The organism is Chryseobacterium lactis, assembly GCF_003815875.1.
In the GTDB taxonomy this organism is placed as follows: Bacteria; Bacteroidota; Bacteroidia; order Flavobacteriales; family Weeksellaceae; genus Chryseobacterium; species Chryseobacterium lactis.
Window position 1 is genome coordinate 799,528 of sequence record NZ_CP033924.1, and the last position, 13,199, is coordinate 812,726.

Annotated in this window: 7 protein-coding genes; all 7 read right to left on the bottom strand. The window is 37.0% G+C overall.

The genetic code is table 11. The features are described 5' to 3' along the window. Positions 1-3: 3 nt before the first annotated feature. Complete coding sequence (locus EG342_RS03395; RefSeq protein WP_103288413.1) at positions 4-2,496, bottom strand: exopolysaccharide transport family protein; 2,493 nt, start codon at positions 2,494-2,496, stop codon at positions 4-6. Between the two features lie 5 nt (positions 2,497-2,501). Then, on the bottom strand, positions 2,502-3,368 hold the full coding sequence (locus EG342_RS03400; RefSeq protein ID WP_103288414.1) for a polysaccharide biosynthesis/export family protein: 867 nt from the start codon (positions 3,366-3,368) through the stop codon (positions 2,502-2,504). A gap of 35 nt (positions 3,369-3,403) precedes the next feature. Continuing rightward, the gene (locus EG342_RS03405) at positions 3,404-4,522 is read right to left on the bottom strand and encodes a glycosyltransferase family 4 protein (RefSeq protein WP_103288415.1); all 1,119 of its coding nucleotides are present in this window, start codon (positions 4,520-4,522) and stop codon (positions 3,404-3,406) included. 104 nt (positions 4,523-4,626) lie between these two features. After that, entirely contained in the window at positions 4,627-5,628 is a 1,002-nt protein-coding gene (locus tag EG342_RS03410) for a glycosyltransferase family 2 protein (protein WP_103288416.1), read from the bottom strand. A gap of 3 nt (positions 5,629-5,631) precedes the next feature. Then, a complete protein-coding gene (locus tag EG342_RS03415; RefSeq protein WP_103288417.1) occupies positions 5,632-6,702 on the bottom strand; it encodes a formimidoylglutamase in 1,071 nt (356 codons plus the stop codon). Positions 6,703-6,849: 147 nt separating this feature from the next. Next, positions 6,850-9,411 carry a type I DNA topoisomerase gene (gene topA, locus EG342_RS03420; RefSeq protein ID WP_103288418.1) on the bottom strand — a complete coding sequence of 854 codons (2,562 nt, stop codon included), beginning with the start codon at positions 9,409-9,411 and terminating at the stop codon, positions 6,850-6,852. Positions 9,412-9,685: 274 nt separating this feature from the next. Then, positions 9,686-13,120: a T9SS type A sorting domain-containing protein gene (locus EG342_RS03425; protein WP_103288419.1), complete on the bottom strand. Its 3,435-nt coding sequence runs from the start codon at positions 13,118-13,120 to the stop codon at positions 9,686-9,688. Between the last annotated feature and the right edge of the window lie 79 nt (positions 13,121-13,199).

Here is a 13,199-nt window from a genome sequence, read left to right on the forward strand (position 1 = left end):
GCTCTATTTTTTATTAAATATCGTCTGAACTCTATTTCTGATTCTGATCAACAGAGGTTCTTTATAATTTTTATCTTCATCAAAATATCCATAGCCGTAGCCATACCCATATCCATACCCGTAACCATAGCCTTGTTTAATGTTATAGTCATTATAAATAAGACCCAAGTGTTCAATTTCGTTGTTATGATACTTTTCGGTAATCATTTTCAGCATATACTTTTCAGTATACTCGTGACGAACGACATATATATTAGCATCAGAATACTTCATTAATTCGTAAGAATCTGCTACCAACCCAACAGGTGGCGAATCTATGATAATAAAATCATATTTTTCTTTCAATTCTTCTATAAAATTAATATTTCTCTGGCTCATTAAAAGTTCAGAAGGATTTGGAGGAATCGGACCTGATGTCGCAACATCCAGATTAGGGATATTTGTTTTGTTAATAATCTGATCTATTCCAACTTCTCCTGTCAGGTAATTTGAAATTCCATATTTATTATCAATTTTAAAATCTCCAAAAATCTTAGGTTTTCTAAGGTCCATTCCCAACAGGATAGTTTTTTTATCACTTAATCCCAATACGGAAGCCAAATTAATGGAAATGTACGTTTTTCCTTCACCACCAATGGATGATGTAATCAATATCACCTTCCCTTTTTCTTCCTGGTTATCCATCAGGAACCGTACACTGGCTCTTATTCCTCTAAAGGCTTCTGATACAGATGATTTTGGCTGCTCAAGTACAGTAAGCATATTTTCATTGTTATTGTTTCCGATAACCCCGAGAAGCGGAATTTTCGTAGCACCAAGCAATTCTTTAATATTTCTGATTTTATTATCAAGTAACTCACCGATTAAAATGAATAAGACCGGTAACAACAACATTCCTGATATAATACCTATTTTAGCCATCTTTATATTAGGACTGATCGGATGTTGTCCCAAATTCTTGGCAGGGTCAATGACTGTAATATCAGACTGATTCGTTGCTACGTTCAATTGGGTTTCGTTCTGTCTTCCCAAAAGACTGTTATAAGTAGCTTCTATCATATTATATCCTCTTTCAGCATCCAGATATTTCCTTTGCTTTTCAGGGAATGAAGACAAATCAAGATTTGCATCTGATACCTGACGATCTATTTTGTTAATATCATCATAATACTTGGTATAATAATTTTTCAAGCTGTTGAAAGATCCTGTTCTTGCTTCATTGATCAGTCTGTTCACCTCTTTTATCGGCTCAGAATTTGGTTTGTAGATCTGTGCCATCTCTGCTCTTTTCGTATACAATGCTTTAAGCTCTGTAACGGAAGCAGAGAAGAAACCATCTTCGAACCCTGCTGCATTGGTAGCGATCATTTTATCAAAATTCTGAGACTGCAGCGTATTTTTGATGTTATTCAGTGAGCTGATTTTGCTTACGATATCTGCTTTTTTTGCTTCAAGCTCTTTAATCCTATCTAAAGATTTCTCATCCCTGTCTTTAATATTATAAAGTTTTTCTGAAGTCTTCAGATAGTTCAGTACTGCTGCACTGGAATCAAGCTTTCTTCGTATAATATCAAGATTACCTTGCAGATACGTTTCAGTGTTTCTATTGACAACGTTCTTATCTTCAAGTCTCTTTTTCTGCAGCTCTGCTACTGATTTATTAAGAAAGCTTACCGTACTGTTAAGATTATATCCTTTTTTGCTGATAATCATAATCGTAGAAATCTCTTTATCGAAATCCACACCTATGGTTGATACAATATCATTTACACTTTGATTAACAGCACTCAGATTGACAATAATATTATCTAATTTTATTGTAGGCGTACCCGGATTTTGAACCAACTTAAACCTCAGGTTAGGAGTAGTATACCACTCATTAACCTTAATGATCTTATTTGGAGGCCTGTTGTAGACATTGATGTTCTGAAAACCTTCAGATTCATAGCTATACAAACTAGTAGATTGCCCCTCTTCCGGCAATGACACTTCATAACTTCCATTACTTTTTGGCAATAATGTGATAGGATAATTAACCTGTTGAAGGTGTTTTTTATCAATTTCAACAAATACAGGAGAGTCATATTTATCCAGATAAGTGGACTTGATCATTCCTTTGGTAGAATAATTCAAATAAAGACCAAGTTCTTTAACCAAGAACTCATTATGAGATCTCGAAAGAAGCATCTTCTTTAAATATACTCCATCCTGATTCCCTCCTTGTCCCCAGATAAAGTTAATAGACTGGTTAGGAGTGAAGTAACTGGAAGTATTATTGGATATACTTAAAGACAGGTCTGAAGCATATACATTTTGTGCATAATATTTACTGTACACCCAAGAAATGGCGTAACCAATAAATAACATAAAAACAAACCAATACCAGTTCTTAAGTATTCTTCTTAAAAAATGTTCTATATCAAACAATGCAAATGCCCCGTACTTTTCTTTCTGGGTTTCGCTTTTTCCTACTTGTGTATCTTTTCCTGGAATCATACGGATTAAAGTCTTTGTAGGATTGTGTATAATGTTAATGCCGTTGTAATCGCCGTTACACTGGTAAGTAGCGTCTGAATAGGATCTTTTCCGAATCCGTTCAAGCTTTTCTTTCTTGTGTTAAGATAGATTTCATCCCCATTTTGTAAGTAATAATAAGGAGAGTTCATCAGATCTTCGCGGGTGAGATCTATTCTGACGATTTTGATTCCTTCCGGCAGTTTTCTGTGAATTACAACGTCTTTTCTGTCGATTGTTCTGTTCAAACCTCCATTAATGGCCAGAGCTTCGGTAATCGTAAGGGTATTTTTATGGGCCACTTTTTCTCCGGATAAGCCGGTAGATTCTACGTCACCAAGGATGTAGTATGTGATTCCGTCGGTGTTTAATCTTACTTCAGATTTTCCTTCCTGGAAGTTTTCATTAACCTTAGTCTGGATTTCCTTTGTTACATCATCCAATGTTCTTCCTTCGGCTTTTATGTAGCCTATTCCGAAAACATTAACATCTCCATTGCTGTCAACTTTCAATCCATTAAAATAAAAGTTGATGTTTCCTCCGAAACTTGCACCACCGGTACTCCCGACTCTTCCTCCCGCCATTGCAGCGTTTGCCGAAGATCCGCCAACACCTCCTGATGTATTGTAGGAAGAATAGAACTGTGCAGCATCTCCTTTGGGAGTCGTTACAATATTAAGGTTAAGTAAATCGTTTTTTGTAATCCTGTACACAGGAATATTGTAGGGAACAAGACCTTCTTCGTTAATGACAAGACTTTCACTCGGCTGTAAGTATCTTACATCCTTTGTAGTAATGCATGAGGTAAGTAAAAAAGGTAATATTAAAAATAAATACTTAAAGTTCTTCATCATATTTGAATATTGTTTACAAAAGTAATATTTAATTGTTAATTTTTGTTATTTCTTAATCGATATACAAAATCCGGCAGGTAAGCACCGAAAAAGCCTAATAAAATAATGACCAATAACAACAGGTTGATGTTCATATGTCTTAAATAATAAGCAATCCCCACAATCATTAAATAATAAAGAATAATATAAAATGTGGATCTTCTGTGTGTAAGATCAAGCTTCAGAAGTTTGTGATGGATGTGATTTTTATCGGCATCAAATGGTGATTTTTTATTGTAAAGCCTTACAAAGATCACATTCAACGTATCTACAATAGGCAAAATCAAAATAGCAACGGCAACGGCAGGTGCAGACTGCAGGTGATATCTTGGTACGCCGGCAAGCTTTTTATCAATAAAAATATCAATGAAACAAATAGAGGTAAATGCCAGCAAAAAGCCCAGTAACATAGAACCTGTATCCCCCATAAATATTTTATTGGTTCTGTAATGTGAAAGATTATAGTATAAAAATGCCAGCACAGTTCCGATAATGACAACGGAAAGAACCACCAACGGATAATTATATTCACCTAATCTGTAATAGCTTATACCAAACAAAGCACTGCAAATAATAGAATATCCCCCCGCAAGACCATCTATCCCATCAATAAGATTGAATGCATTGATGAGAATAATAAAAGTAATGATACTGAACAGAACACTCACAAAATACCCGAGTTCATATATTCCGAATATCCCAAATAAGCTTCTGATCCTGATATCTGAGCCAATAACGACCAATGAGGACACGATAATCTGTGCCACGAGCTTTTTATAGGCCCTCATGACTACAATATCATCCATCACTCCTACATACAGGAGGATAATCAATGATGCAAATAAAAACTTATAGAGGTCAAATAGCTCATAGGCAAAAATAGAAGCACAGATTCCTATTGAATAAAAGATGGCTATACCGCCCAGATTTGGAATTTTTCTGAGGTGAGAACTTCTTATTCCCGGCTCGTCCATCAGATTTTTTCTTCGTGAAATCTTTACAATGGTAGGAATAGAGAAAAAAGTAATTAAAAACGAGAATACAAAGCCAAACCCTATTTTCACATAGAAAATAGAGATTCCCGATTCGCTTAAGAACAATTCAAAATTTTTCATTTTTTTCTTATCCAGTACTCTTGTATGTTTCGTAAAAAAACGTACAATACCGCTACAGAAGCATCATATGTTACCTATCGAAACAATAGTACTTACATTTGTGTTTACATCAATTTTCTTATCAATCTCTTTTGCCCTGCAAAAAATAACAGATAAAAAATCTTTTTTTTCAGTGGCAAATATAAAAGATAATTTTTACCAAAACGACTATAGTTCAATATATCTTGAATTTTTATTTGTCTTTCTTTCATGAAAACGTCCAATTGATCAGCCATTTCAAAAAAAGTTTCTTGTTTTTTTACAAACGCCAGATAGGCCAGAAAAGAATAAACTCCTTCAAAAATCTGAAAATTTTTCAGTTCTTTTCTTTTGTGAGCATATTTAGATTTTTCAAATATTTTCTCTACATCTTCTACGGCCTTTAGAATATCCAGTCCTTTTTCGGTATGGGTCTTTGAGATAGAATCGGTCCGCTCAAGGTATTGGTAATGAAAATTCTGTGTCTGGGCAATGGTGTCACATTCCAATAAGAGTTGTGGAATGAGTTGAATATCCTCAAAATGGACTCCTTTTTTAAACCTTTTATCCTGAAAAAGATCTTTTCTGAATAATTTGTTACAGGCAAAATAGCTAAGATCTGAAAAAACAGAAAAATGATCATTTAATTCAATTTTTTCCGGCAAATTGGGAATCTGGGTGAGCTTTTGAGTCACCTGCCCATGTTCATTCACTTTTTGAATATTTGAAATCACCATTTTCGCATGGTATTTTTCTGCGAGAAAGAGCATTTCTTCAAACATTGTTTCTGTAACATAATCATCGCTGTCTACAAAACCTATGTAATCTCCTGTAGCTCTATCAATTCCAAAATTCCTAGCATCACTTAATCCGCCATTTTCTTTGGTAAAAGCTTTGATTTTCTCAGGATATTTTTGACTGTAATTTTTAATGATCTCTTCAGAACGGTCTTTGCTTCCATCATTCACCACAAGAATTTCAATATTTCCAAGGGTTTGATTAATCAGAGAATCAAGGCATTTTGCCAAATAATTTTCGACATTATAAACAGGAACAATGATGGAAACTTTTGAGGGAACGTTTGTCATACATTAAATTTTCGTAAATCGTGCATTCAGCCAGCCTTTCTTAGCTTCATCAAAGTCTTTCCTTGAGCATGGAATACAGTTTTCTATATTTTCATCATCACCAAAATACCACAAATTGCTGAAAGTATCACGCCTGAATGCATATTGCCTGTCATCAACCAGAACATAAAACAATTCATAATGCCTTTCCTTCGGATGTGAACGTTGGATGTTGATTCCTTCGATCAGATACCAGAGCATTTGTGCTAAAAGCTGATGGTTCAGTTGATTTTCCGAATAAATATTATAATTAAAAATCCCTACGGATTTCAGATTTTCACTCAAACCAATTTCTTTCATGTAAGCACAAATCTCTCTTCTATTCAAGCCATTTACCTGTGGATTCATGGAGAAAGGTTCACTAAAGCTTTCTATCGCGTCACAATTTACTGTCACAAGATCTGCTTTTCTGAAGAACGGTTCCGTTTTTTCTGTGGAATTCATCATTTCAGCAAGACGGATGATATCAAATTCCACTTCTTTAATCAGCCGGATAGAATCCATTTCGTTCAAATGCTTCTGATAACCCAGGTGGTGATAGTTTTTAATAGAAAAATTCTTGGCACCAAACATTTTACTGAGAAACGTATGCTCATTAATTTCCTCCCCTTGTTTAAGGGAAATAATATTGCTGATCTGTGTGTAGTTTATATTTTTCTGGTGGAAATTTAACGTAGAAAATAATGAAAAAGCAAAATCATTGGAGCCTCCGATAATAACGGGAAGGGCTCTTTTGTAGTGACAAGCCGATAAAACTTCCTGTAATATGTAATGGGTATCCTGCACAGATTTCCCTGAAACCAGATCTCCAAGATCAACAATCGGAATTTCAAAATCCAATTGTGAAAGTTTGTAAAATTCTTTTCTGACAGCAGTGAAATCCTGCACTTCAGCTTCTCCGCCTGCACCTCTGTAATCTGATATAAATAGCAGAACAATGCTGTCTTCTTTTATATCTTTTGTGATCCGACTTCCAATCTGCCAGCTTTCTGTTTTGAAATTTCTTGGTGAAATGATAAAGTCTTCAAAATCCATATTTTACTTAAATGTGATAATTTATTAATTTCTTGATCTAACAAACATACAAAAAAACCACAGCAACTTGGTAGGCCGCGGTGTCTTTTGTTCATAAAAAAGCCGTTAACACTTATTTGTTAACGGCTTCGTATTATTATTTTAATATTACTTCTTTTTGGCAGCAGGTTTCTTTGCTGTTGTTGTTTTCTTCGCAGCGGTTGTCTTTTTTGCTGCAGGTTTTTTCTTCTCTGCGAAGGCATTTTTATCCTGGTCGGTAATCCATTTTTTTACGTCATCCAGTGAAACGTCTTTCAATTCTTCTGCATCGTATTTGGTATCATCGTTTTTCTTTGGAATTTTAAACATTGCTTTTCCAAATTTAACGAATGGCCCCCATCTTCCGTTTTCAATAGAAATCTTTTCTTTTTCCCATTGCTGAATATATCGGTTGGCTTCTTTTTCCAGTTTGGCATCTATCAGCTCATTGATATCACTTTGAGAAAGGTTATCGAAGTTATATTTCTTCGGAACGTTTACAAAAATGTCTTTGTATTTGATGAACGGTCCGAATCTGCCTGAACCTTTAGTTACGGGTTCTCCTTTGTAAGTTGCGATCGGAGCGTCTGCTTTTTTCTTTTCGTTAATAATTTCTTCAGCTCGGTTCTGACCAACAGAAAGAGGATCTTCACCTTTTGGAATACTGATGAATGTATCACCCCATTTCACGTAAGGTCCAAATCTTCCGACTCCAACAGAAACCGGCTGTCCTTCAAATTCATTCAGATCGAAAGGTAGTTTAAACAGCTCTATCGCTTCTTCGAAAGTGATGGTAGCGATATTCTGACCTGTCATCAATGAAGCAAAAGTTGGCTTTTCCTCATCATCCGTCTCCCCAATCTGGATCATTGCTCCAAATCTACCGATTCTAGCGTGAACGTTTTTACCGGTTTTCGGATCAACACCCAAAAGTCTGTCTCCTGTTGCGCGGTCTGCATTTTCTTCTACATCTTCAATTCTCGGATGGAATTTTGAGTAGAAATCAGTCATCATTTCTTTCCATTTCTGGTCACCGTTGGCAATCTCATCAAAACCTTCTTCTACTCTTGCGGTGAAACCATAATCTAGGATTTCTCTAAAGTTATCGGTTAAGAAATCATTTACGACCTCACCGATATCTGTAGGTATGAATTTATTTTTATCGCCTCCGAATTTCTCTTCAAGGACAACTTTTTTAATCTTATCTTTTACGAGAGACATTTTAATCACCTCACGGGTGTGTGGTTCAATCTCACGCTTGTCCACATATTCTCTGTTCTGAATTGTCTGAATTGTCGGAGCATAAGTAGATGGTCTACCGATTCCCAATTCCTCCAGTTTTCTTACCAGTCCAGCTTCAGTATATCTCGCACTTGGTCTGGTGAATTTTTCAGTGGCAGTGATTGTTTTATAATTTAAAATTTCTCCTACGCTTACCTTTGGCAACAACTTTTCGTTGTTTTCATCATCCTCTTCCTCTGTTTTTACGATACCGTAAGCTTTCAGGAAACCATCAAAAATAATAACTTCTCCCTGTGCTTCAAAATGATGTGGCAGTGACGCATTTCCAATTTCAATAACCGTTTTTTCGATTTTAGCATTGGACATCTGAGAAGCAAGTGTTCTTCTGTAGATCAATTGATATAATTTATTCAACTGAGCGTCACCAATACTTTTTACTCCGAAATCCGTAGGACGGATTGCTTCGTGAGCTTCCTGTGCTGAAGCTGATTTTGTAGTATAATTTCTTGGAGAAGAATAGTCTGCTCCATATTCTGATATAATTTGCTTTTTCGCTCCTTCAATTGCTTCCTGAGAAAGGTTTACCGAGTCTGTTCTCATGTAGGTAATAAACCCTTCCTCATATAGTCTCTGTGCCAAACGCATGGTATTGGTCACATTATACCCTAATCTTGAAGAGGCTTCCTGCTGTAATGTAGAAGTTGTAAAAGGGGCAGATGCAGAACGTGTACCTGGTCTTGTTTCAACATTCAGAACTTTAAATTCTGTAGTTTTTGCCTGTTCCAGGAATTTTTCTGCGTCTTCTTCTTTTTCGAAATCTTTTTTAAGTTTAGCAGCAATTTCCTGCTCAGTCTTATTTAAGAAGATTCCGTCTAATTTGAAGCTTGCTTTTGGAGTAAAGTCACGGATTTCTTTTTCTCTTTCTACAATCAATCGTACCGCTACAGACTGTACTCTTCCTGCAGATAACCCCGGTTTTACTTTTTTCCATAAAACGGGTGACATTTCAAAACCTACGATTCTGTCCAAAACTCTTCTCGCCTGTTGAGCGTTTACTAAATTTTGATCAATATCTCTGGGATTATCAATAGCTTTTAGAATGGCGTTTTTTGTAATCTCGTGGAAAACAATTCTTTTTCTGTTTTCCGGCTTCAACTTCAATTCGTCCGCCAGGTGCCATGCAATAGCCTCTCCTTCGCGGTCTTCATCGGAAGCCAGCCACACCATATCGGCTTTCTTTACAGCGGCTTTTAATTCTGTTACCAATTTCTTTTTGTCTGCTGAAACTTCGTAATCAGGACTAAATGTGGCGAGGTCTATACCCATTCCTTTTTTAGGCAGATCACGGATATGACCAAAGCTGGATTTCACTTCAAAATCCTTTCCTAAATATTTCTGAATAGTTTTTGCTTTTGCCGGGGACTCAACGATTACTAAATTTTTCGACATTCTAAAAATTTTTGCAAAAGTAAAGCTTTTTTATTATATACTTTTTGTCATCCTTATTTAATTTATCAAATACAGCCGTTTAGACCACATTATAACATGGTTTTATTAAACAACCAAGTCCTTTATACTGTATACCTTAGCTCCTGATAATTCTATTTTTAGGGAACAATATAGAATTTTTCATCAACTGCAATAGACGCAGAAAATATGTTTGGTCATAAAAAAGCAGGATAAATGCTTCTATCCTGCTGGTTAACTGCCTTTTTCAAGGCTTTTATCGTTTTATAATTTTCACAACGGCTTCGGAATTATTTATTCTCATTACATAGACCCCTGATACTAAAGATGAGATGTCGGTTTGCTTATTTTCAAATTTGCCGGACTTTACAAGCTGGCCTGATATGCTGTAAATCTGATATTGATATTCCTTATTTCCGGAGCTTTTAATATACAAAGTGCCATCTACAGGATTCGGATACACCTCAATACTATTTCCCTTAGCCGAAGCCTTTGTTTCTGATGTACTTAGCGAAGGATCATTGAATACTACAGTCATTCTTGAGGCTGGCCCTTCTTCATTACCATTGCTGTCATATTCGATTTTTGCACATCGGCAATTCATTCCGAAATACGGATCATTATTATCATGGAACGCTATAAACCGATTGGCTGAAGAAGCTGCATCAAAAAGAATGCTTACAGGTCTTCCGATATAGTTGGCATTTAAAGCATCCATCCATACTCCGGGATATTGAAAGTTGATGGTATTGAAAGTTCCTTGTGCAGGCTGGTTTCCGGTTACACTTCTGAATCCGCGGGATCCTGAATTAGGATAGTTTCCAACGCGATATGAAGGGTCATTAAACATATAACCGATCGTTGCCGTTGTAGAGGGATTTCGGACTCTGACCCCCGAATAATCAGTAATCGCACTATAAGAAGTTGCTATATTTTTATCTTTTTTATACCAGGGAGTCTGCCCAAAGTCTGCTCCCGACACCAATGCTACATTTGTAACATCCGGAATTCTCCAGCCTTCAGGACAAGGGTCAAAAGGAGATTTTGTACTTCCTCTTCCCCATCTTTCCGGAGCAAGGTTAGGCTCTGTTGACAGCCAGTCTGTTCCGTTAGTGTAATTGGGAGTTGCACTATTAAAAGGAGCAAACACACTCGGAATCATATACACCAAAGGATTTTTAACGGAATAAGAAATTATTTTGGAGACTTTATCGTTCGGCTTATCTGCTGCCTGTACATTAGATGTTGAAGCATATGTATTGTAAGGAACTATATAACTACCCGCCAGATCATTATAAGCCGCCGGTGAAAGTGTAGTGTAAGAGACCGTTCCGCTAGCCGATACACTTCCCAAAAACACGCTAAAAGAGCCTCTGTTATCTGCATTCTGAAATGTAGGTATAGGATCTTTCCTTCCCCATTGGTAATGAAGTCCTGTTGATGCACGTATTCTTGCTAATTCTGAAGCAGTAGGGGTAAGAGGATTAGCAACTGATGGGAAAGAATCTGTGGCTCCTAAATTTCGATCCATGATGGTAGTTTGCAACACGGCGTCTGCTTTGTTGACATAATTCATGTAATTTACAGCCTGGGCAACGGGTGGCTCGGTAGTATACGTATAAGCTCCAACCGGAGTATCGGTTACCCAAATATGCCAGCTCCAATAGACCGGAGCAGAAATACTTCCGTTATGTAAAGTGATTACAGCATTTCCACTTTGGTTGGGGGCAATTTCAACATTTATACGGGAACTGCCAAGATTTTGAACAGAGCCCGGAGATGGGTTTATTATTGAAACTTTACTTATTAAACCTATATTTGTGGTCCAAAGGACATTTGCTTTTAAATTGTTAAAATTTGACGGATTAAGTATCTCAGAATTATTCAACAGCTGACTTTGTACCGAAAATGCTTTACTCACCGGAATATTTATTACAGAAGCTGATGTGCTCTTTACGATCTGATAGGTATTGGGGTTATTAAGACCTTCTTTATATTCTGTTGCTGCCGGCAGATATTCAGTAGGAAAATCATAGTCATTCACTACATATAAAGGATCTTTTATACATCGGCATCCATTGGCATCCGACGTATACATTCCGGCAAGAGGAAAATAAAAATAACGCCCTTTGATATCCGGGTAGCCTGGATCCGGAATATCCGGCTGTGTTTTATCAGGAATCATTGATAATCCTCTTACTCCAACCGCTGGTGTTGCATCAAACTGTCTTGCCATGGTCGCCGTCCATAAAGCAATGTGGTGCTGATCGCTGTATTGCCCTAAATGAGCCCCGCGGATCAATTGACCTGTTCCCGGAAAAATTCCCATATTATACCCACCCACATTGGATAAATCGAAACCCATGTTAGGATAAATTTTAAATCCCGTCATAAATCCAGGTACTCCTGCATCAGTAGGTTTTATGATATTATATTTATTGGCATCAAAGGTATTTCTGCCCATATTTGTTCTCACTCCGAAAGGTGAAAAATCTATTCTGACATCGTCTACGTAGGTCGAAGAAGCCAGATTCGCTACCAGCATAGAAGGTATCCTCCAGCCATTGGGACAAGGATCATAAGAGGACTTATCCCGATATGGCTTTGCACTGTCATCCGTATTGTAAGCTGCATCTATTACACCTTGAGCGTTATCTGACCACAGATTCAATTCTGAGAGTCTGTTATCTGGTAAACTCGCTGTTTTACCAAACCAGTTGACCGGCAAATTGAGATTATTATTATAATAGGCCTGTCCAGAATTATCGTCTTTATTAACGTAGATCAGGCTCAGAGGATTTTTTACCGAAAGTCGGATATTATTAGTAACCTCTGCATTGGAAAATAATACAAATTTCCTTAGATCATCAATACTTGCTGCATTGTTAAGATTCTTTGCGCCTCTGTGTCTTACTCTTCCTATTGATCCTGAGGCTTCATAGAAATCATTCCCTCTTGTTACCAGTGGCGGTATAGGATCTTTTCTTCCCCATTGATAAAGAAGACCTCCGCTTCTGTTCCAATCGGAAGATGTAATAGAACTGGTCAGCGCTCCAAGATTACGATCCATCCATTGCCACTCTGTATTGGGAATCAGCTCTGTTGTTCCGTCTGATCTTACTCTTTTAATATTATCAAAACTTTTATAAGAAGATCCATTGGCAGGATCATCGGTTACCCAGATATGCCAGCTCCAGTATACTTCTCCGTTCACTTTGAGAGCTATTACGGCATTTCCCTTTTTTGATTTGTTAATCGGCACCTTTATTTTGGCACTTTGACCGGAGCCTTCTACTTCCAGCGCATAATTTGCTCCCGATTTTATCAACCCATGGACATCTTCCCATAGCACATCTGCTGTTACCGTTCCCTGAGGAATACCAGTCCCATTGAGGTAGCCGCCTCCTTCCCACATCGCGTAAGCTTTTCTTACCGGAACCCATAAACCTTCACTATTTTGTCCGGGATCGAAAATGTAGCTGTTAGGTGCTTTTTTCCAGTCCGGAATAAACACTTTAGATGTACTCCCATTGGTTGGCTTAGCTACCGAATCCAAATCTTTCATGGTCAGTAAACCATGTGAATACCCAACCGAGGGGAAACTTTCTTTTAAATGTATGTTACCTTTAGAACAGATACCCATCGACACAAGGCAGAATACTGCCGCTAACTTTTCAACTAACCTTTTCATACTTTATGATTTGTGAGTGTGTCATTACAGAAATACAACTTTTAAGCCCACTTCAACCAAAAGAGATTTATTTTATAAA

Coding starts and splice junctions, on each gene's coding strand:
- EG342_RS03400 (WP_103288414.1), bottom strand. CDS start 3,368: ATGATGAAGAACTTTAAGTATTTATTTTTAATATTACCTTTTTTACTT.
- EG342_RS03405 (WP_103288415.1), bottom strand. CDS start 4,522: ATGAAAAATTTTGAATTGTTCTTAAGCGAATCGGGAATCTCTATTTTC.
- EG342_RS03415 (WP_103288417.1), bottom strand. CDS start 6,702: ATGGATTTTGAAGACTTTATCATTTCACCAAGAAATTTCAAAACAGAA.
- EG342_RS03425 (WP_103288419.1), bottom strand. CDS start 13,120: ATGAAAAGGTTAGTTGAAAAGTTAGCGGCAGTATTCTGCCTTGTGTCG.
- EG342_RS03410 (WP_103288416.1), bottom strand. CDS start 5,628: ATGACAAACGTTCCCTCAAAAGTTTCCATCATTGTTCCTGTTTATAAT.
- topA (WP_103288418.1), bottom strand. CDS start 9,411: ATGTCGAAAAATTTAGTAATCGTTGAGTCCCCGGCAAAAGCAAAAACT.
- EG342_RS03395 (WP_103288413.1), bottom strand. CDS start 2,496: ATGATTCCAGGAAAAGATACACAAGTAGGAAAAAGCGAAACCCAGAAA.